Origin of the sequence: Spirulina subsalsa PCC 9445 (assembly GCF_000314005.1) — a bacterium.
GTDB lineage: Bacteria > Cyanobacteriota > Cyanobacteriia > Cyanobacteriales > Spirulinaceae > Spirulina_A > Spirulina_A subsalsa.
In genome coordinates, this window is record NZ_JH980292.1 from 3,868,329 (window position 1) to 3,889,550 (window position 21,222).

At 46.2% G+C, this 21,222-nt stretch carries 18 protein-coding genes, 1 tRNA gene and 2 rRNA genes; 7 read left to right on the forward strand and 14 right to left on the reverse strand.

Annotation, left to right across the window (positions count from 1 at the left end; all coding sequences use genetic code 11):
- Positions 1-11: 11 nt before the first annotated feature.
- From SPI9445_RS0117595 to rrf, 3 genes are all read left to right on the forward strand, one after another.
- Positions 12-88 (forward strand) — tRNA-Ile (locus SPI9445_RS0117595).
- 176 nt (positions 89-264) lie between these two features.
- Positions 265-3,161: ribosomal RNA gene (locus tag SPI9445_RS0117600) — 23S ribosomal RNA — on the forward strand.
- Between the two features lie 36 nt (positions 3,162-3,197).
- Positions 3,198-3,315 (forward strand): 5S ribosomal RNA (rrf, locus tag SPI9445_RS0117605).
- Between the two features lie 154 nt (positions 3,316-3,469).
- Here the strand turns inward: rrf and gyrB are convergent.
- Complete coding sequence (gene gyrB, locus SPI9445_RS0117610) at positions 3,470-5,401, reverse strand: DNA topoisomerase (ATP-hydrolyzing) subunit B (protein WP_017306089.1); 1,932 nt, start codon at positions 5,399-5,401, stop codon at positions 3,470-3,472.
- A gap of 132 nt (positions 5,402-5,533) precedes the next feature.
- Positions 5,534-6,772 carry a glycosyltransferase family 4 protein gene (locus SPI9445_RS0117615; protein ID WP_017306090.1) on the reverse strand — a complete coding sequence of 413 codons (1,239 nt, stop codon included), beginning with the start codon at positions 6,770-6,772 and terminating at the stop codon, positions 5,534-5,536.
- Between the two features lie 253 nt (positions 6,773-7,025).
- On the opposite strand from SPI9445_RS0117615, the gene SPI9445_RS0117625 reads away from it, so the two are divergent.
- From SPI9445_RS0117625 to SPI9445_RS0117640, 4 genes are all read left to right on the forward strand, one after another.
- Positions 7,026-7,535, forward strand: a complete 510-nt coding sequence (locus SPI9445_RS0117625) for a hypothetical protein (protein ID WP_017306092.1) — start codon at positions 7,026-7,028, stop codon at positions 7,533-7,535.
- Between the two features lie 13 nt (positions 7,536-7,548).
- Positions 7,549-8,436, forward strand: coding sequence for a hypothetical protein (locus tag SPI9445_RS0117630; RefSeq protein ID WP_017306093.1), 888 nt, complete (start codon positions 7,549-7,551; stop codon positions 8,434-8,436).
- Positions 8,437-8,844: 408 nt separating this feature from the next.
- Positions 8,845-9,651, forward strand: coding sequence for a hypothetical protein (locus tag SPI9445_RS0117635; RefSeq protein ID WP_026079900.1), 807 nt, complete (start codon positions 8,845-8,847; stop codon positions 9,649-9,651).
- 307 nt (positions 9,652-9,958) lie between these two features.
- Positions 9,959-10,852 (forward strand): hypothetical protein, encoded by an 894-nt coding sequence (locus SPI9445_RS0117640; RefSeq protein WP_017306094.1) that lies wholly within the window; start codon positions 9,959-9,961, stop codon positions 10,850-10,852.
- A gap of 156 nt (positions 10,853-11,008) precedes the next feature.
- Here SPI9445_RS0117640 and SPI9445_RS0117645 read toward each other — a convergent pair whose 3' ends face one another.
- The 12 genes from SPI9445_RS0117645 to mntA form a co-directional block, all read right to left on the reverse strand.
- On the reverse strand, positions 11,009-11,848 hold the full coding sequence (locus SPI9445_RS0117645; RefSeq protein ID WP_017306095.1) for a hypothetical protein: 840 nt from the start codon (positions 11,846-11,848) through the stop codon (positions 11,009-11,011).
- A 97-nt stretch (positions 11,849-11,945) separates the two neighbouring features.
- A complete protein-coding gene (cas2, locus tag SPI9445_RS0117650; RefSeq protein WP_017306096.1) occupies positions 11,946-12,218 on the reverse strand; it encodes a CRISPR-associated endonuclease Cas2 in 273 nt (90 codons plus the stop codon).
- 186 nt (positions 12,219-12,404) lie between these two features.
- The gene (cas1d, locus tag SPI9445_RS0117655) at positions 12,405-13,406 is read right to left on the reverse strand and encodes a type I-D CRISPR-associated endonuclease Cas1d (RefSeq protein ID WP_017306097.1); all 1,002 of its coding nucleotides are present in this window, start codon (positions 13,404-13,406) and stop codon (positions 12,405-12,407) included.
- A 2-nt stretch (positions 13,407-13,408) separates the two neighbouring features.
- The gene (gene cas4, locus SPI9445_RS0117660; RefSeq protein ID WP_017306098.1) at positions 13,409-14,005 is read right to left on the reverse strand and encodes a CRISPR-associated protein Cas4; all 597 of its coding nucleotides are present in this window, start codon (positions 14,003-14,005) and stop codon (positions 13,409-13,411) included.
- On the reverse strand, positions 14,002-14,256 hold the full coding sequence (locus SPI9445_RS0117665; RefSeq protein ID WP_017306099.1) for a hypothetical protein: 255 nt from the start codon (positions 14,254-14,256) through the stop codon (positions 14,002-14,004). The genes cas4 and SPI9445_RS0117665 overlap by 4 nt, the downstream gene beginning before the upstream one ends.
- 30 nt (positions 14,257-14,286) lie before the next feature.
- Complete coding sequence (cas5d, locus tag SPI9445_RS0117670; protein WP_017306100.1) at positions 14,287-14,985, reverse strand: type I-D CRISPR-associated protein Cas5/Csc1; 699 nt, start codon at positions 14,983-14,985, stop codon at positions 14,287-14,289.
- Positions 14,986-15,234: 249 nt separating this feature from the next.
- Complete coding sequence (gene cas7d / locus SPI9445_RS0117675; RefSeq protein WP_017306101.1) at positions 15,235-16,245, reverse strand: type I-D CRISPR-associated protein Cas7/Csc2; 1,011 nt, start codon at positions 16,243-16,245, stop codon at positions 15,235-15,237.
- 139 nt (positions 16,246-16,384) lie between these two features.
- Entirely contained in the window at positions 16,385-16,633 is a 249-nt protein-coding gene (locus tag SPI9445_RS27760) for a hypothetical protein (RefSeq protein WP_017306102.1), read from the reverse strand.
- A gap of 21 nt (positions 16,634-16,654) precedes the next feature.
- Positions 16,655-16,837, reverse strand: a complete 183-nt coding sequence (locus tag SPI9445_RS27765) for a hypothetical protein (protein ID WP_017306103.1) — start codon at positions 16,835-16,837, stop codon at positions 16,655-16,657.
- Between the two features lie 33 nt (positions 16,838-16,870).
- The gene (cas10d, locus tag SPI9445_RS0117685) at positions 16,871-20,326 is read right to left on the reverse strand and encodes a type I-D CRISPR-associated protein Cas10d/Csc3 (protein ID WP_017306104.1); all 3,456 of its coding nucleotides are present in this window, start codon (positions 20,324-20,326) and stop codon (positions 16,871-16,873) included.
- A 12-nt stretch (positions 20,327-20,338) separates the two neighbouring features.
- On the reverse strand, positions 20,339-20,776 hold the full coding sequence (gene hepT, locus SPI9445_RS0117690) for a type VII toxin-antitoxin system HepT family RNase toxin (RefSeq protein WP_017306105.1): 438 nt from the start codon (positions 20,774-20,776) through the stop codon (positions 20,339-20,341).
- A complete protein-coding gene (gene mntA, locus SPI9445_RS0117695) occupies positions 20,773-21,207 on the reverse strand; it encodes a type VII toxin-antitoxin system MntA family adenylyltransferase antitoxin (RefSeq protein ID WP_017306106.1) in 435 nt (144 codons plus the stop codon). The genes hepT and mntA overlap by 4 nt, the downstream gene beginning before the upstream one ends.
- Positions 21,208-21,222: the final 15 nt, after the last annotated feature.

A 21,222-nucleotide genomic window follows, 5' to 3' on the forward strand; every position in this document is an offset into this window, starting at 1 on the left:
ATCAAAGAAACGGGCTATTAGCTCAGGTGGTTAGAGCGCACCCCTGATAAGGGTGAGGTCCCTGGTTCGAGTCCAGGATGGCCCACCACATCGAAAGAGACCCAGCAATTGAGCAACTCAACCTGCTGGATTCTCGAATCCAGTCCAGAACCTTGAAAACTGCATAGAAGAAAAAAGAGCAACTCAAAATAGAGAAAGCTGGAATCAATCGAAAGAGAGAAGAAAGCGAAAAACTATGAGTAGGGAGCTCACAGACAATCAAGAGGTCAAGATAGAAAGAGCTAACGGCGGATCCCTTGGCACACAGAGGCGAAGAAGGACGTAGCGACCGACGAAACACTCCGGGGAGCAGGAAGCAGGCATTGAGCCGGAGGTATCCGAATGGGGCAACCCAAAAACGGCTGGTTGAATCCATAGACCAGCACGAGCGAACCTGGCGAACTGAAACATCTTAGTAGCCAGAGGAAAAGAAAGCAAAAGCGATTCCCCGAGTAGCGGCGAGCGAAAAGGGACAAGCCTAAACCCTCGGTTTTAATCGAGGGGGTAGTGGGACAACCAAAACGACCGTGAAAATTAAACGAAGGAGTTGAAAGCTCCACCAGAGAAGGTGAAAGTCCTGTAGTTGAAAATGGAAGCGGCGAGGTTGAATCCCGAGTAGTCCGGGGCACGTGAAATCCCGGGTGAATCAGCCAGGACCACCTGGTAAGGCTAAATACTCCTGTGTGACCGATAGCGAACCAGTACCGCGAGGGAAAAGTGAAAAGAACCCCGATGAGGGGAGTGAAAGAGAACGTGAAACCGTTAGCTTACAAGCAATGGAAGGACGATTAAACGTCTGACCGTGTGCCTGTTGAAGAATGAGCCGGCGACTAACAGGTTATGGCAGGTTAAGGCGGGAAAAGCCGAAGCCCAAGCGAAAGCGAGTCCGAAAAGGGCGAATAAGTCATAATTTGTTGACCCGAACCTGGGTGATCTAACCATGTCCAGGATGAAGCTTAGGTAAAACTAAGTGGAGGTCCGAACCGACCAATGTTGAAAAATTGGCGGATGAGGTGTGGTTAGGGGTGAAATGCCAATCGAACCCAGAGCTAGCTGGTTCTCCCCGAAATGCGTTGAGGCGCAGCGGTTAAGAGAAAACTTGAGGGGTAAAGCACTGCTTCGCTGCGGGCTGCGAGAGCGGTACCAAAGGGAGGCAAACTAAGAATACTCAAGTGAACTTAACCAGTGAGACGGTGGGGGATAAGCTTCATCGTCGAAAGGGAAACAGCCCAGACCACCAGCTAAGGTCCCCAAATGGTGACTAAGTGAGAAAGGAGGTGGGAGTGCATAGACAACCAGGAGGTTTGCCTAGAAGTAGCCATCCTTAAAAGAGTGTGTAATAACTCACTGGTCAAGCGCTCCTGCGCCGAAAATGAACGGGGCTAAGTCACTTACCGAAGCTGTGGACTTACTGTAATACTACATAAGTGGTAGGGGAGCGTTCTGTATTGGGAGAAGCATTAGCGGCAAGCAGATGTGGACGATACAGAAGTGAGAATGTCGGCTTGAGTAGCGAAAATAGGTGTGAGAATCACCTACCCCGAAACCCTAAGGGTTCCTCCGCAAGGCTCGTCCACGGAGGGTAAGTCAGGACCTAAGGCGAGGCTGAAAAGCGTAGTCGATGGACAACGGGTTAACAATCCCGTACCGTTAAAGAATAGGAACTGGGGGACGGAGAAGGTTAAGACCAGCCAGGGGATGGAAGTCCTGGTGCAACTGAACGAGGTGTTGAGGTTGGGAGAAAACCAACTGAGCTGAGTCAGGAGTCCGAGTGGCCACGGCCGCGAAGTGGAAACTAATCATGCTTCCTAGAAAAGCCCAAAATTCCGCTTGAAGTCTTTAATGCCTGTACCCGAAACCGACACAGGTAGGGTGGTAGAGAATACCGAGGGGCGCGAGATAACTCTCTCTAAGGAACTCGGCAAAATGACCCCGTAACTTTGGGAGAAGGGGTGCCAGCGAGAGCTGGTCGCAGTGAAGAGGCCCAGGCGACTGTTTACCAAAAACATAGGTTTCCGCCAAGTCGCAAGACGAAGTATGGGAGCTGACGCCTGCCCAGTGCCGGAAGGTTAAGGAAGTTGGTCAGGAGAAATCTAAAGCTGGCGACCGAAGCCCCGGTGAACGGCGGCCGTAACTATAACGGTCCTAAGGTAGCGAAATTCCTTGTCGGGTAAGTTCCGACCCGCACGAAAGGCGTAACGATCTGGGCGCTGTCTCGGAGAGAGACTCGGCGAAATAGGATTGTCTGTGAAGATACGGACTCCCTGCACCTGGACAGAAAGACCCTATGAAGCTTTACTGTAGCCTGGAATGGGGTTCGGGCTTTGCTTGCGCAGGATAGGTGGGAGGCGTTGAAGTATTCCTTGTGGGGGATACAGAGCCAACGGTGAGATACCACTCTGGCAAGGCTAGAATTCTAACTTCTGCCCGTGAGCCGGGAGAAGGACAGTTTCAGGTGGGCAGTTTGACTGGGGCGGTCGCCTCCTAAAAGGTAACGGAGGCGCGCAAAGGTTCCCTCAGGCTGGTTGGAAATCAGCCGCAGAGTGTAAAGGCACAAGGGAGCTTGACTGCGAGAGAGACATTTCGAGCAGGTAGGAAACTAGGCCTTAGTGATCCGACGGCGCTGAGTGGAAGGGCCGTCGCTCAACGGATAAAAGTTACTCTAGGGATAACAGGCTGATCTCCCCCAAGAGTCCACATCGACGGGGAGGTTTGGCACCTCGATGTCGGCTCATCGCAACCTGGGGCGGAAGTACGTCCCAAGGGTTGGGCTGTTCGCCCATTAAAGCGGTACGTGAGCTGGGTTCAGAACGTCGTGAGACAGTTCGGTCCATATCCGGTGCAGGCGCAAGAGCATTGAGAGGAGCCTTCCTTAGTACGAGAGGACCGGGAAGGACGCACCGCTGGTGTACCTGTTGTCGTGCCAACGGCAAACGCAGGGTAGCTATGTGCGGAGCGGATAACCGCTGAAAGCATCTAAGTGGGAAGCCCACCTCAAGATGAGTGCTCTGTTTGGGTTAACCAAGTAAGGTCACGGGCAGAACACCCGTTACATAGGCGTTCGGTGGAAGTCCTGCAAGGGATGAAGCCAAGGCGTACTAACAGACCGAGGGCTTGACCTCTTTCTTCTATGCAGTCTTGAGGGGATTCTCCCCCGGCTTGGTGAGTTTAGCCTAGCGGTCCCACTCCGATCCCTTCCCGAACTCGGTTGTGAAACGCTAGCGCGGCTACGATACTTTGAGGGTTGCCTCCTGGGACAATCGCTCCTTGCCAGGCCTAAATATTCTCCACAACGCTCTACTGCTTTTTCAGTGGGGCGTTTTGGCTTGGTGGTGGTCTGTATTTTCAAGGTCTTAGGGCACAAGTGCTGAAGAAACCCGGTTTCTTAAATCAGAAACCGGGTGAAGAAAAGCTTTAAATACCCCAAGCCCTAAATATCGAGATCCGTGAGGTTGAGACGAGGGCCGTGGGTTTCGATATATTCCCGTCGGGGGGCGACTTTATCGCCCATTAGGGTGGTGAACATATTTTCGGCTTTGGCGGCATCTTCAATGTCTACTCGTTTGAGCATTCGGGTTTCAGGATTCATGGTGGTTTCCCAAAGCTGTTGGGGCATCATTTCCCCTAACCCTTTGAATCGTTGGATGGTGTAGTTGGCGTTGGCGGGGAATTGTGCGATCGCCTGTTGTAATTCCCGATCGCTATACAAGTATTGATGACTGCGGCCGCGTTCTAGCTTATACAGGGGCGGACAGGCAATATACACATACCCCTGATCGACTAATTCCCGTTGATAGCGGTAGAAAAAGGTCAGTAACAAGGTGCGAATATGCGCCCCGTCTACGTCCGCGTCAGTCATTAAGACCACGCGATGATAACGCAGGTTAGAGGGATCAAATTCTTCCCCTTTAATGCCTAATCCGAGGGCTGTGATTAGGGATTGAATCTCAGCGTTTTTATAGATTTTCGCGTCATCGGTTTTTTCAATGTTCAGGATTTTACCCCGTAACGGGAGAATGGCCTGAAAACGGCGATCGCGTCCTTGTTTTGCTGAACCTCCGGCCGAATCCCCTTCCACAATGAAAATCTCCGACTCAGACGGATCCCTCGTACTACAATCCGCCAATTTCCCCGGCAACGGAGAAGATTCTAACACCGACTTCCGACGCACCAACTCCCGCGCCCGTCGTGCCGCTTCCGCCGCCTTATAAGCCTGCACCGCCTTCTCAATAATCGAGTCGGCCACTTGGGGGTTAAACTCTAAATACTCATTGAGGACTTCCCCCACCAGAGAATCCACAATCCCCCGGACTTCCGTATTCCCTAACTTGGTTTTAGTTTGTCCCTCAAATTCCGGGTCCGGAACCTTCACGGAAATCACCCCCGTTAAGCCCTCCCGCACATTCTCCCCGGCTAAATTGGACTCATTCTCTTTAATCTTGTTGCGCTTGCGCCCCACAGAATTCAACGTGCGGGTTAAAACCGTCTTTAAGCCCTCTAAATGGGTTCCCCCGTCAATAGTGCGGATATTATTGGCAAAGCCCAATAAATTATCACTGTAGGCATCAATACACCACTGAAGCGCCACCTCAACGGTCACACCATCCCGTTCTCCTTCCACATAAATAATATCCGGGTGTAGAGCCTCTTTCTCCCGCGTCATATAGGTCACATATTCCCGAATCCCCCCCTCATAACAATAGCTTTCGCTGCGGGTTTCGGCGGGGCGGTCGTCAGTAAAGGTAATCCGTACCCCTTTATTTAAATAAGCTAACTCCCGCAATCGTCCGGCGAGGGTGTTGTAGTCAAAATCTCGGGTTTCGGTGAAAATTTGCTCATCGGGGAGGAAACAAACAGCTGTCCCCGTGCGGTTTTTCTCCTTGCTGGGAGCCTCGGTGAGATCCCCCATCGGCACGCCTCGTTCATAGCGTTGGGTGAACACTTTATTCTCGCGGTAAACTGTAACATTCACCCAAGCGGAAAGGGCATTGACCACAGACACCCCAACCCCGTGTAATCCCCCTGAGACTTTATACCCGCCTCCGCCAAATTTCCCCCCTGCGTGTAACACTGTCATCACGGTTTCTAGGGCGGATTTCCCGGTGGTGGGGTGGGTGTCGGTGGGAATGCCCCGTCCGTCATCAGTGACTGCAACAGAACCGTCGGCATTAATTTCGACTTCAATATGGGTACAATAGCCTGCTAAGGCTTCGTCAATGGAGTTGTCCACCACTTCGTAAACTAAGTGGTGGAGGCCACGGGGACCGGTTGAGCCTATATACATCCCGGGGCGTTTCCGCACTGGCTCTAGACCTTCTAGAACTTGAATCTGGTCGGCGCTATAACTGCTGCTGCTAGTCATGGACATTCCTCAGTAAAGCCTCAGAGTCAGATTTGACTCGTGAAATGACAAAATCAATCAAAATTCTAACACAAAAGCGTTCAAGGCGACGCTAGGGCAGTTCTCTTGAATGTTTGGGGAGGGGATGCACCGTTAGGGTTTTAACTTCTGTTTGAAGCTTTGGAACAGTTGTTCGTAGCGGTCTAGGGCGGACTCGAAGGAATAATTTTCGATGGCGTATTGACGGCTATTTTGACCTAATTCTTTGACTTTCTCTGGATGATTATACAGATCCCGGATGGCTTCGGCGAGGGCGGCTGGGTCTTCGGGGGGAATCACTACGCCGCCTCCACTGGCTTTGAGGGCTTTGGCGGCGGTGCCAATGGCGGGGACGGAACCGATAATGGCGCGACCACTGGAGAGGAGGACTTGAATTTTTGAGGGCATATTAAAGGCTACCACATTGCTCTTTTGGACGACTAGCCCCACGTCGGCGGCGGAGAGCATTTCGGGTAGTTTTTCTCGGGGCTGGAAGGGGCAGAGGGTGACGTTGCCGACTTGTTGTTTTTGGCGGTATTTTTCCAGTTTCTCTAGGCGCTTTTCTTCGCCAACGATGACCAGTTGAATGTCGGGGGTATCTTGGAGGTAGGTGGCGGCATCAATGACGGTTTCTATGCCTTGGGTGAGGGCAATGTTACCGGAGTATAAGACAACAAATTTGTCGTTGAGGTGGTAAGAGGAGCGAAAATAGTTGTTGTCCCGGGGGTAGGGTTTGATGAAATCGACTTTCACCCAGTTGGGAATGAGGGTGATTTTCTGGTCAGCAACACCTTTTTCTAGGAGGTTATCCCGGAATCCTTCGGCAATGACGCTGATTTGGCGCGCCATCCAGTAGTTGTATTTTTCGAGGGCGGAGAAAATGGCGATCGCTTTTTTGCTGGTAATTAACCCCACATGAACGGCGGCATCGGGCAGGATATCCTGTAAATTTAAGACTACCGGGCAACGATAAATCCAACCCAATAGGGAGGCCGGCACCCCCACAGGTAAACCGGGTACGGTGAGCAAGATAACATCCGGTCGCCATCCCATGAGGGCTTGAAAAAAACTCAAACTGGCGAAACTGAGTTCAAAGAGAGCCCGATTGAACAGGCTGCGTTTGGGGCTACAACGCACATAACAGCGTTGAATTTTTACCCCGTTGCGTTCTTCGGTGAGGTAGAGTTTCCCCCGGTAGGGTTCATAAATTTCACTTTCGGGGTACCAAGGCATGGCGGTAACAACGCGCACCCGATGCCCTCGTTGCACTAATCCCTCGGCTAATTCGGTCATGAGGGGGGCGATGCCGATGGGTTCTGGGTGATAGTTGTAGGAGTAGATCAGGATACGCATGGACTCTCTAGAATTGGGGTGACGGGGGGAGGGGGAGCGGGGGAGCGGGGGAATAGTGAATAGCTAAAACTCTTGACTATTGCCTTTTCCCAACTCCCGCCTGTTCCCTTGGGTAGCCTTGAGCCGACCCTCGTTATCTACCTTAACTTTGCCCCGTTTTTCAGTCAGGGTAAACATTTTTAACAGAATTTACGGTCGGGCAGGAGTTCGGTCAAAATAGACAGAATATCTCTCATCCCACAGAATACGGTGAATGGTTATGTTCCGACTCAAGAAATTTTTAGCTCCCTTATTATTATCCCTGCTGTTGTTGATTACAGCCTGTGATTCTGCGCCGCCTTCTGATTTTCAACAGGCCCAACAGGAGAGTACCCAACGGGGGGCCAGGGCAGTGGATCGCGAGGCTGTGGCCGGAGGGGAGTTTAATAAATTCTTCCCCCGTTCTCAAGAGGATTATGAGGTGGTTTATGCTCAGGAGAAAAAGGGCTTTGCGGAGGCGAAGTTAAAACAGGGGGGGAAAGATGTAGCCATGTTGGCGGTGTCGGATACGGTGAGTAATCCCGAAGCGGCGCAAAAGTTCGCCAACAGTACGGAGCAGATTCAGGGCTATCCGGTGGTGGCTCAAGGGAATACGGCGACGGCGTTGTTGGTGGCGGATCGGTTTCAGGTTAAGGTGTTGTCGCGGGATCCGGAGTTTACGGAGAGCGATCGCAAAACTTGGTTAGGAAAGTTCGATCTCAATGGTTTAGCACGGTTGAAGTAATTGGAGGCCTGTGATGAGTAAGCCCATTTTTGAGTTAGTGGATGAATTGCCGACGGATAATTTCACGGTGAAGGTGTTGCGCAGTCTGGATTTTGTCATTCCGGGGCAGTGGAATAATTTGGTGGGGTTTAAAAACACCATTCGGGAGGTGACGGGAGAAACTGATGCGGATTTGATCCAACAAATTGGCGATCGCGCTGTTTGGCTCTACAATGACAAATCCCAAGGCTATCAACGGGCGATGTGGCTTTACCAAACGGTAGATCGCACAGATTCAGCCCTCGGTGCCGCCGCTTTAGCCAATAAGGTGGGGGAAAAAGTCCCCCTCTTGGGCTTTTTGAGCAATATTACCCCCAAAGCCGACAAAGCCCAAACCATTGATCTCTGCTTAAAGTTAGTGGTGGAAGTGGTGGCGTTTTGCCAAATTAACGGCATTCCGGGGGACAGTTTGGGGGATTTTGTCCGTTCTTTAGCTGACTATGGGGGAGAATCCTTAATGCGGATGTCCGCCCTCGTCTGTTTAGATGCCTTGATTCCCCTGGGCCCGGATTTTATCCAAAAAGCCCAAGGACTGTTAGGGGATTTAAGCCCTAAAGAATTGGAAAGTAATGGCACCTTTAGTAGTATCAAGGATTCCATTCCGGGGAATAATGCCGCCAAAAAACTGGACTTTATTGGCCAGAGTTTTGATTCTGTGCAAGGGTGGATGGGGGGATTGGTGCGCGATCGCAATTTAACCCCTCAAAACGTCACCAGCAACCTCACCCGCTTTGTGGAAATTGCTGATGATAAACTAGACTACCTCGCCGCCTTTCTGGATATGAGTACCAATTACTACGAACACACTGGCACTCAAACCCTCGCACGGCGTTTAATTGAACGGGCTGTAGCGGAAATCTAACAGCCTCTGCCCCTAAAATTCTCTGCGCCCACTTAAAAGACAAGGCCTAGCCTTGTCTTTTAATTTTATCGCTCACTGCATCAAACTTCTGGGAATCTCAGAGAGAATAATAGACCGACGATTGATCATCATTCTTCCATAATTAAGTACAATTACTTAATTTAAAATCCTAGATTCTAACAGAGTTTGCGTAAAAACTTCAACTCCCTTTAAACTTCATCAAAACTTTAAAAATTTTCCTAGAAAATTCACAGAATATTCCGTATAATCTCTGAGTATGAGATGGAAAAAGTGCGGTTGACAAGTTTAACATCCGTAAATCAAGGGAATCGTGTTTTCACTGTAAGTGTTTCCATCTAGGCGTGCAGCATCGTTGAAAACCTCAATCTTAAAACAGGGACACACTGTATGAAAGGGCTTCTAAAACCGACCAGCACTAAATACCATTATCACACCAGCCAACCCGTTCAAAGTAGCACCATTTGGGCAGCTGGCGGTATTTTTTTAGTCGTCGCCTACTTCATCGGGGCTAGTTCCCATTACCAGTATTTAGACCACATGAAAGCCGAATTTCTGGAGTCTAAAGCAGAAAAAATAGTCTCCCTTGAAGAACAGATTGATTGGGCTGCCGTACAGTATTTACATTCTACTGATCCCTCCCTTGATCAGTTTTTTGAACCGCCAACCCCCTCCTCCTCACAAAACACTCCTCAATCCCCTGCCCTCTCTTCCTCAGAATCCCTCACCCCTTCCCCCAAAACCCTAACCTCCTCCACTCAAACCCCACAGCCATCCTCCCCGTCCCGCCCCTCTTCGGTCTTCTCTGGGGCAAAACCTACTCCTTCCCTCCAACCCCCCTCCCGTCCCACGACAAGCCAACCCCAAAACAACCCCGCTCCGGTTGCCGTTGCCCAGAATAGAAGACCGACGGTCACTCCCGCCAGCAGCGCCGGAACTTATCGCCCTCCCCAGCCCATCACCTCCACAGATTTAGAAAAAATGCCCGTCAATACTGATGTCGCCCAACAAGTGCGTCATCTACGGCAGGCCGTCAAGCAAGGAGCCTTAGAACCCACCCCCCAACTCCAAGAAGTCCGTCAACGGATTACTGGCTTACAAAATGAATTAGAAGGCACAGAAGAAGCTCGCCAAGTCCGACAATACCTAGAAAATTTACGGAGTTCAACCGTTAGTCAGGCCAAATTTCCCCAATAAAACCCACCTTTTTCTCTACCCTATCCCCAAAGTTTACATACCGTTATACAAGAAGAATCACTTAATATTCTTGAATTTTATCTTCCGTCACAAAAATTAACCCGTAATTACACTTAAATCACTTACAATAGGTCGTCACAGGGTGAGATGTAAGAGATGTAAATGCTCCAGTAGAACCTATAGATTTTCAGCCAAATTGCGGGTTTTACTGGCAGGCGGGTTAAGTTTTAATGAAGTTCTTGGTGGAATCCTCAAGCAACCTATCGGGTGGACTTGGGGTGCTGTGATAGGGGGAGAGAAAAGGGCCATGACGAATATACCTGCATTCAAAACACATCACCATCGACAACCTCAAGATTGTAGTAATCGTTTTTTAGTGACCGGGGGGTTAGTGTTGCTGGTGGCCTATATGATTGGGGCCAGTTCTCACTATGGGGATTTAGATCGGTTGAAAGCAGAGGCACTGAATCCACCGGATAGAGAGAGTCTAACCCTAGAACAGCAGGTGGGGTTATGGGCGAGTCAATCTCTTGATACTCGTTTAGGCCATCGCTCCGAAAATGGAATTTCCTCGGCATTAGATCAATTTTTTAATCCTCCGATGACCCGTTCTGAGCCAGATCAAGCCAGTGAAACGACCCTTTCTGCTGCTCCAAAACCCTCTGATGGAAGGGTTTCCCCTCCTTCCACCTCTTCCACAACCCGTATTAATCGTTCAGCGTCTAGTGTAGCCGTGTCCCACCCTGTAACACCCAGTCCGTTTAATCGGAGTCGAGGGGGTTCTCCCGTCGAATCAGACAGGATGGAAGTGAAAGCTAGGCAGGTTTCCCAGAGTAAGCGTACTCCTTCGAGAGTAGCGGAAAACCCAATCCAACCCACTCCCTCAAGGAGTCAACCTGTGGTCACGACTCCCCAACCTGTGGTCGTACAAACTCCCCTACCTACTCCCTCTGTTGCTCCTGTTGAGGAAATTCCCCTCTATAACAGTCCCAGTCAACGGATTGTGACAATGCGAGAAGCTTTAAGACGAGGTGAAATGACTCCCTCGCCTGATTTCCAAGAAGTTCGTCAGGGTGTTACGAGGATACGCCACCAAGTAGAAGGAACTGAGGCTGTCACCCGCAGACGGCAACAGTTAGAAGAGTTAAGGAGTCAAAATGCTCATTCCACCTCGGTGGCTGGACAAGTGAGAGGGGAATAGTGCTGAGAGTAGTTGGTCGTAGCACTTAGAATCCCGAAGAGAGAGGGAATTAGCCCTCTCTCTTTTTTGTTCAGAACTCCGGGATGGAGTTGTTTTCCTCTTGACCCAGTAACAAGAATCTCCCACCAACCCTAACGGGTATGCTGGGAGAGTATGTCAACGACGACGACCTCCGACTGAGCGACGGGTGCCACTGCCAAAACTGTTCCGAGAACGATTGGCGGGACGATTGGTTTGGGGGCGAGATTGACCCGAGGATCTTAAATTGCTTGACCCAAACCCGGAGCCGGTGGAACGATTGGCGTTAGGATTATTGCGGCCTGTGTTGGCGTTATTGCGCAAATTGCCCGTTGTGCGTAAGGTTTGACGATTTCTCACGGCGGCGGGTGGGGCGTTATTTTGTTGTTGGTAGCGGTTGACGGCCTGATTGTAACTCGACCCATAGCCACCATATCCGGTCATGACTCCACCGGTATAGACGGGGGGAACGTAGTATTGGGGGGTGAACAGTAAACTGCCTAATGCTTGACCCGCTAAGGCTCCAGCAAAGGGAGTCCAGAAACTGGATTCTCGACGGACAATGACGGTTTCGGTTTGTCCGGTTTGGGGATTGGTTTGGGTTTCGGTCACATTATGGACGTATTCAATTTTAAAGTCTTCGGTAAGGTGCAAAACGGCTTGGTCGTTGTCAATTTTGAGATGGGTTTTTTGACCGGCTTCGATTTCCTCATCTGTCAGTCGTGCCATTTGTAAGTCGGTGGTGCGATAGAGGGGAGGGGTGCCGGGGGGAGTATTTAGCACCATGAGGGTATATTCCCCGGTGGCGTCGTCATATTGCGCTTGTTGGACGGGATATTCTCCCCCGGCGAGTTGGGAACGGGAGGCGGCAGGGGGTGCATTGTTGGCGCTGGGACTTTGACTGACGGTGGAACTACCACAGGCTACGGTGGTCCAACAGAGGGTTAGGGTGAGAAATAGGACAAGAATTTTTCGCATGAGGATTTAATTCAGGGTATTGAGTGAACTTTTTCTATCTTAATGGAGTGAGAAGCCCCCCGGACGGATGGGGGAATACGGGGGGAATTCTGGGGGACTAGGCAAAAAAGACGGTAGCATCTCGCACCGCTTCTCCTCCGATGCGTTCTACCTTGCCTTGACAGCAACCACAGAGGAAGTAGAAGCGGATGCTGTCTGTCTCGGAGTTGATGATTTTGTTGAGGCGCGATCGCAGTTTAGCATACTGGGTAGGGGTTAAATCGCACTCAAAGACGCTGTATTGCATCCATTGTCCATAGGATTTAAGGATATTATGAATTTTGGTGCGGCGTTTATCCTCGGAGATATCGTAACTCACAACAACAAACATAAATGATTGAGCCTCGTTACAGAACTTCGTAGGTTGGGTGAAGCGATAGCGTAACCCAACAAAACAAGAAACCAGCCATTCGTAGGTTGGGTGAAGCGACAGCGTAACCCAACCAAGTCGGGAGTCAGGGAGTTGATTACTATTACCTATTATCTATTCCCTGTTCCCTTATTCAGCAAGCCCTCTTTACTTTAAAATGAGGGGTGGATATTGCTCCGTTTCTGCCATTAAGTATTTAGCTAATAAACGTCCTTGAATTTCAAAGGATTCTTGATAGGTACATTGACGACCTAAGACGGGATGCTTAAATTTAGCTTGTTTTTTTTCTTCATACAAACGGAGGAAAATTTTTAAGCCTTCTGGGGTTAACGAAACAGCTTCACTTAAGGATTCTGTGCTGAAATGGTCTGGTTTTAATTTTTGTTGGTTCAGACTGGCTAGGACGACGGCATCAACGACGAGGGGGCGAAACTCTTCCATGAGGTCTAAGGCTAAGGCAGGACGACCGTAATGGGGAACGTGAAGATAACCTAGGTAGGGGTCAAATCCGACGATATTAACAGCGCTTTGGATATCATGACGTAGGAGAGCGTAACCCAGACTCAATAAGGAGTTAACGGGATCAGTAGGAGGGCGACGATTGCGGGTTTTAAAGCTAAATAAGGGGTTTTGGATGAGTTGATTAAAGCAGGTGAAGTAAGCGGCACTTCCCGCCCCTTCTAGACCGCGTAAGGAGTCTATCTGGTCGTTTTTGGGCAGGGGGTTTAGGGCTTGTTCTAGCTTCTGGATGGTGGGTTTAAGGTTTAGGGCGGAATTTTGGCGATCGCGCCGTAATAACGCATTTTTATAATTCTTGAGTTTTCCGCGAATAAACCCCCGCACAACTTGAATGGCTTTATCTGTTCCTCGGGCTTCCCATTGCGCTTTTCGGACGAAGATATTTTTAGTCATTTCGGGTTCTAATCGTCCTAAATATTTCCCGGTTACTTTAAGAAAACTGAGGGGAATTTTGCGCTCTAATAATTCGGTGACGACGGCAGGAGAGACGGTGGCACGTCCTAATGCAACGATTCCTTCTACTTTAATTAAAGGAATATCTAATAGTTGTTTTTGGTCTGCTTTAATGGTTAATCGTTCATCGGTTTTGCCAATAAAAGCATCTTCTTGTGTAACGTAGACTGTACCCATGATTACGGTTCCTCGTGATAGGTGTTGACTTTTTTTACCGCTTGGGGGAGACAATTCTGATACAAACTGCATCCCTTACAACGCTTGCTATAATTGGGTTTTGGGATTTCCCCGGTTTGGCTGATTTGGTGAATTTTTTGGAGAATTGCGATCGCCTCTTCCCGTAATTCCCCCAAAATTTGCACCCCTTGCCGTTGGTGAGACTGGGCATAATAGAGATACCCTAACGCAATCTTTTGTCCCGTCATTTCCTCTAAACACAGTGCTTGTGCGCATACTTGCAAAGCATCATTTCCCCACTCTCCCTTTTTCCCCCGTTTATATTCAATGGGGTAGAATTGCCCTCCTTCTGCTTCAATTAAGTCTGCTTTTCCGATGAGTTGATATTGCTCTGATTTGAGCCAAATGGAGCGAATTTGCCAAGTTTCCCCTTGATTGGCTGTGCCGAATTGGTGAACGCGATCATGTAAACTTGTCCCTTCAATAGTGTATTGATTGTCGGTAAATTCTCCTGCTTCAAACATTCGCCAATAGCGATGGGGACAATAGCTATACTGATTTAAAGCCGCAATGGGGATGTATTCATCTGTTAGATTCATGGGGTTTTATCGGGTGAGTAGTTAGGGTTATATCCTCCGAGAAAAATCGCCGATGCTTGCTGATTTTTCGGGAGATTGAGGGAAGCCAAAGAATGAGCGCCGTTACAAGGATGACGCTGGGTGTTCAGTTGCAGGCAGACGGGATAAATGGTGAAAATATCGTTATATCCACTATGGTATCCAGCGATAACGACTCGCATTTTGGGGTCATATTTTTGCAGGTGTTCGATGAGTTCTTGAACGGTAATCATTGGAGTTTGATGGAGGGAAGATGAGGGGATTTAATGACTGAAACGGTAGGTCATAGTGGCGGGAATTTTTAAGCTTTCTATTTCGTAGTATTCCCCTTGTAGCGTCACATTGCGAATGAGGCTAACTGGGGGCATATTAATCACATCATAGCTAACTACTTGATGACTAAACATGACATCTAAAGGATTGAGGGCATTGGGATATAAAAAGATTCCAGATTTTTGACGAGGTTTTGGTAATTCTTTAACGTTTACTTCTGCTTTACTTGACCATTTCCCTAAACGAATCCATTTAGGCAGTTTTAGAGGGTTAGCAGATATGACAAAACACTCAAAAACACTCTCTGGTGCAATTTCTTTTGCTCTGCCAAAACTCGGAATATTTTTCTGAGTTTTTTCCATTTCGACATGGTAGTTATTATTGGCATATTTCCAAGTGTTTAAAACAGCCGTATGGGAACAAGAATGAGCGGGAGTTACATAAATTTTTTGTTCATTGAGGGGGGTCAGGTGTTCTTCATATTGCGGAACTTGTGTCGGGCAGAAGTAGCGGTATTCTTGCTCTGGAGACGCTACACGGGTATGATGGCGATCGCTATCCACTAATCCCAACGCATAACACAAAGCATAATTATGTAAAACAGGTTCAGTTTCATATAATCTGCCTATTTCTCGCGTTGCAAAATAGAGACTATCATGCAATTCAATTAAACAGCGATAAATGTACATAGTTTCACCAAAACTTCTTAGAAAGTTTATGAAAGGTCAAAAGTTCCAAAAGGCTTAATACAATAAACTCCTACAGTAAAAAATGTTGTAGGGGCGTATTGCATACGCCCAAAAGTTTAGTTAGGGTGCATCAGCTAGCACAAATGTTGTAGGGGCGTATTGCATACGCCCAAAAGTTTAGTTAGGGTGCATCAGCTAGCACAAAGTAGAGCAAAACCAGAGTCAATTGTAAGCTGACGCACCACATTTTTAAGCTTTTGCTTTTGCTTTCTCTTTCTTTTTAGCAATATGTCGCTCTGCATAAGCTTTCGCTTCACGATCTGCCTGTTGCAAAATAGACAGAATCCCTTGCTCTGTTCCCGTCAAGGTTTTAACTTCAGCTAATAACCCTTGAAAACTTTCCCCAATAAAATCAGTATGCACAATAAACTCATTCTCCATTAATGTTTGAATTGCTGCTGTTGCTTGTTCAATAACTAACGTTTCATCTAGAGGATCAAGAGACTCTAAAACCTCATCCGGTAAACGGTCATAAATGGCTTGAGTCCAGCGTAAATTACTGACAATTTCTCCATCGGCAAAAACTACCCCAATGAGTTCATTTCGTACCCGTCCAGTCCGGGTTGTTTGCGCCCCATAATGACGAGTCCGCATGATATTATTAAACACATACAAAAAACTTGCCTCTGTTGGGTCTTTCAATGTGACAATACTGGGGAAAAAGACTTGAGGACGGATGTGATCTTGTTGGTTAATCCGACTGGTAACTTCCCCCGGTTTTGTGCCGTTTTCTCCCTTAGATGCCATTGTCCCATTTTCATAGGGTGCATTAAGTGTAAACGTTTCGTGAGACTCATCAAAAGGCGTAATAGAAAAAGCTGTATCTACCACTACTTTTGATTTTTCTGAACCAGAATCCCCGATGGCAAATCCGTAGATAATACAATCAGGATTGTTCATAGCAAAACTGACGTTATATTCGCACTCCTCGGCCGTCATAAATTCATACTTACGCAGCAATTCCCGTCCCACCAAACGTTCTGGAGTGGACTGTTTCCGCTTAAACATAGACAGACGACTAATGGTTTGACGTTTGTTGATTCCAGCACAGACTCGCGCTTTATTTAACTCTGAATCTGTTTGAAAAAGAGGGTAAGATTCTGTAACACGCACGGTCAGAAAGTGAACATATTTTCCCATTGGTTTGTAGGGAATTTCACCATGAAAGAATTTAGCATCGACAGTTTTAAGTAAAGCCATGATTGACCTCCTAAGTCATAATTCATGAAACAAGTGCTTGAACGAGAATACGGACTAAAGACTCTAAATCATTGGGAACACGATATAGTGTTAATCCCTGTTCTATCTGTTTTTGATGAGAAAATAATCGGCAAAACTGCTAAATATTTTCTGTTGTAACGGCCCTAATAAAAGGACTCAGTTCAGGCTTGTTTTTAAACTGAACTAAAGTAATCATTTCAGCGACTAATTGAGTCATTCCATAGTTCAAATCCTCCTGTTTAGCTTCAATAATCAGCAAGTTATTTTGAGATTCAATTAAGTAATCAAAATAACCTTGAAGTTGTTGGCTAACTTTGACTGGATATTCAATGCGTACCTCCGATTTTGTGTAATGAATCAAGTCCAAAACAATGGGAGCAATGAGAAATTAAAAACGTGCTTTTTCTGTATTAATTGCAGTTGCTAGAGGGACATATTCTGCTAAGGTTTGTTGCAAATAATCAGAAGGGGGGATTCCTGCAACCTCTGTAAAAAGATTGTGATTTTCTTCCAAGATAAGCTGAAAAGTATCTTGGACTTGAGCGAGGTTCGTAAAGTTGCTGTAAGCCATTTTTAACCATTAAATACAGTTGCATTATTAAACTTAAGATTCTGTTTCTTCTTCGTCTGGTTTGACTTTATCCCGCTTATTTTCCTGATCTTGTTCCAGACGATAGAGGAATTCGCAAGTATCACGGATGAGGTTGAGTTGTCGTCCTGCGAGACGTGCGCGATCGCCTTTAAATGCTCCCTCAAACACCTCAACCACGAAATACCGCGCAAACTCTAGCACTCGTTGACGTTCTTCTTCCCGATCAGAAATCACCCAGCGTCCTTCTGCGGTGGAGGAATGCACCCGCTCCATCAGTTTGCACACTTCCGCAGCAACGACAGCAACTAGGGTTTCTCCCTGAAATACCGTTGACTCCGCTTTGAGGATTGTATCTGCTGCAATATCAATGGGTTTCAAAACAGCATTAGCTTTCGGATTATAACGTTTATTGGCACGGTAAAAAGCACGATAGAGTTCCGTTAAACGTTTCGGGTGATTCAAAGGGGATTTATTGTCCATAATCTCAATTTTTATTGCCTCCGTTGTGTGATTGATACGAACATAGGGATCAAAACAAGGGTAAAAGTCAAAAGTGTATAACTGAATGCGTTGGATACTGGGAGAGTCTGTATCTTTTCCCCTTGTCCAATTTTTCAAGTAAGAAAAAACAGCAAGGGGACTGGTTTCAAGATCCTTCGCTAATTCTGTCAATTTTCCCCAATTGGCATCATAGCCAGATTTCCCTCGTTTACTATTCACATCCAAATGAATAGAATAGGCAGCAGTCAAAATATTTAAGGGAGCAGAATAAGTATTGTTTGATTCATCTTGCCAAGATTTTACAATAGAATCAAGACGAAAACGATCCTTTCCAGTTAAGACCCGAAATGCTTGGGGTGCGCTGTCGAGAAATACCGTTTCTTCAAACTCTGCACCATCCCGATAGGGGGGAATTGGAGACTCAGAAACAACAGTTTTGACATCTAGAATCATGGGAAATGCAAAAGCTAACCATGCTGGCATTACCCAAGATTCTGTATCCGTTGGATCTCGTCCGGGGGGGAGTGCCATAAAGTAAAAAGTCAGAGGTTTATCTTCAGGATAGGCGAGTTTAAACGTCCGGTCATATTTATGATTAGGGTCTTTTTCAGGTAGGTCTTTTTTCGCTTGGAGTTCTTCATCAATTAAAAACGCATCAATGGTTTGATATTGAGACGGCGTAAAATTAGCCTTCAAGTCTTGACTAATAAAGTGATTGCGAACTCCGGTGTCAAAACGAGTTTGAGCAATGTTGACATAAGCTTGCTGTAAAAAGCGATTGGTTTCTGGCGTAAAGTAGTAGGTGGGATAAAAGTAGAGATAGCGATATTTTCCATCCTCAAACCGTTTCCCCACAGCTTGGGTTTGATTCATCAGAATCTGCCGTAACATCATCTCTGTTCCCGCAATACTGGAAATATTGCGCTTGGCATTAGATCCGCCTAGCATTTGTTTATTGGTATAAACTTGAGGCGTGAACAAAACGGCTGATTCCATTTGCTCAGTTACAGTGTAGGCAGAATGGGAAATAGAACAGATTAATTGTTTACCCCGTCCTGCTTTTTTCGCTGTGTTGTAGTTAGCTAACTCTTTGAGGAATATGTCAGGAGATTCTGCCTCAGTCTTGGCTGATTTTGAATGGGGTAACATCACCACTTGACTCACCCATGCTCGGATATCTTCCCAACCATCCGGCAATTCATATTGTAACACAGTTGAGTCTATTTTATTTGCAATGAATTGAATTACTTCTTCCCCAATGGGACGAATATTTTCTACTCCCGGATGATGTTGGAAATATTTCGCCGCCAAAAAATACCATTCGTAAGGGACTCCTCCAGTATTGCCTTTGAGTTTTAATTCTTTCAGGGTTTCATTAATCCGTTGAATTTGACGAATTTGGGGAATATATTGCTCTAATTGCCAGAATTTAGCTACTTCTACGACTAAATCTAAATCAGGAAGTGGCGGTAACTTTTTATGTTGTTTGCGTGCTACTTCGATTCTAGAAACCCGATCTCCCCAAATCTTGCGACTGACTACATCCCCAAATTCTGCCAGTTGGTCAATGCGGATATCATCATCAAAACTAAAATCATCTGATGGTGAGAGAACTTCCTTTTTCTGGAAATTGCTTAAGTTTTCACTGCGACTTTTAGCCACTGATTTTTTACCGAGATTCAGGATGCGTAAGGTAGCATCTAAGGCCACCTGCATTAATCCCATATCATCAAAAAACTGGCTGTAGTAATCGGCATATTTCATCCCTTTTCCATCTCGTCCAAAGCCAGTTTGACGACGACGCAATTCACCCCGACACAAATTTTGAATAGTTTTAACAACACGATTTGGAAGGTCTTCAGTAGGAATGGGGGGTGCATCTTGACTGGCTAAATAAATGACTCCAGTTGGAAGATATAAGAGCGGTTCATAGTAAATTTTTTCAGGAGTATTCAGTGCAGTATGTGCTTCCATCACTGCATTATTCACAACATTGGTTAACACACCTCGATTCTCTGAAATGCTGTGATAAGTAAATTTAAGATGGCTATTACTGAGAGAATCTAGGAGATTTTGTAAAGAATCTTTTTCACAGTCTTGAGGATGTTTGATGATGGAAGCGAGACGGTCTGCTAGACAGCTTAAATCAGCTAAACTAATAAGGATTGTATCTCTTAATCTAGGATTTAAACTTTCTTCTGATAGATTCAAATTGGTATCATTTCGACGTTGAGCATTATAGGCAATGAAAAGTAAATCATCTAGATACTCATGCCACTGTTCGGGTGCATTAGGAAAGAGGAATTGATCAATCCCTAATGCGGGAACAAGATGCTCAAAAATTTCTTGATGCTCAGGAATCGAAAGTTTCCGAATATCAGTATCAAAATCACGACAGGCAATTTTGTATTGCTCTGGTAGGCCAGGAAAAGCATCGTAATCAAATTTTTCAAAGTCATGGAGAACAAATCCAGCAATAGCAATTTTTCTTTGCAGAGGTTGAACAACGCGCTGGATAGTTGTATCTAGCTTTTCTAATCGTTTTTCAATGAGGTTTGCTGGAAATAATCCATTGAGTAAATGAGTATTTAAGGATTGATCTCCTGCATTATCTCGTCGGACTTTCTCTTTTCCTTCTGCCTTACGACGACGATCAATTTCTTCAAAAAATTTGCCTCCTTTGGCAGTAACTCCAATCCCAACGCGCAGTAAATGAGGCAGGACATATTCTGCAAAATCATTCATGATGGGATCATCTGGATTTTGCCGTTTAATGGCTTCCCGTAACAGTTTAAGGGTTAAGAGTTCCTTGGGAGTTTCAATGGTGCGGTCATCTTCATCGGTAATGCCTAATTCATCGTCTGTTAGTTCATCTAAGTCCAGATCATCATATTCTGAATCTGGATCCGTTGAGGTTAAATCTAAGGAGAGTTGTTGGGGGTTTTCTTGTTTTTTGTTACGAGCCATTGACTTATTTCCTTAAAGTGTATCTAAATAATCAGCAATTTGACGCAAATAAAGCGGATAAAATTTTAGAGTGTTGTGAATTCCTAGAAAAACTTTTCTAGGATCAATCTCTAAATACAAATGGACTAACACATTACGCATTCCTGCTGCTTCAGCGAGTTTTTCTGCTAGTTCAGAAGTTAAAATGCTATACTTAGCAGCTTCTAAGAAATATTCTTTATTTGTCCAGTTCTCTCGCTGTTTCAAAATACCAAGTTGAGCGAACAAATATTTATTAATATCTAAGGCTGCCTCAGTAATGAGTTGAATCATTCGCTCTACAATTATTTGTCCATCTGTATCTTGTAAAAACTCTTCTAGTGTCATTGATTCATAGCGTTCTAAGCGAGTCAGATATTCTTGAATTTTCTTAATTCGCACGAATACAACATTAATATCTAAATTTTTCATACCCCTCGTTTTTGTAAAAAAGATTCTAAGCTATCGCGTAACATTTTGCGCTGTTCCAGCAGTTCTTGTTCAGTCATCACTACTTGCTGTCGGAATTTTTCAAATAATCCCGTTTCTTCCTCATACAAGAGCTTTCCATACTCAGCAATTTGATAAGCGAGTAAAGGAGGACAGCGCTCTAGTTCCACAATATCTATTTTTTCACTGGGAATCTGGAAGTAATCTGAGAACACCATATAAATTTTCAGAAATTCCCAACTTTGGGCTGTTTGAATCATTTGTTCATATAACTCGTGATCATAAAGAACAGCAAAGTCCCAATCACTCTGAGCATGAGGATTTCCCCTTGCTCTTGAACCAAAGAGAATTAGCATTTTGAGATAGGGAAGTTCTTGCAATATTGCGGAGGTGGGGGAAAGGGGATGAATCATGGTTTTAGTCACCAG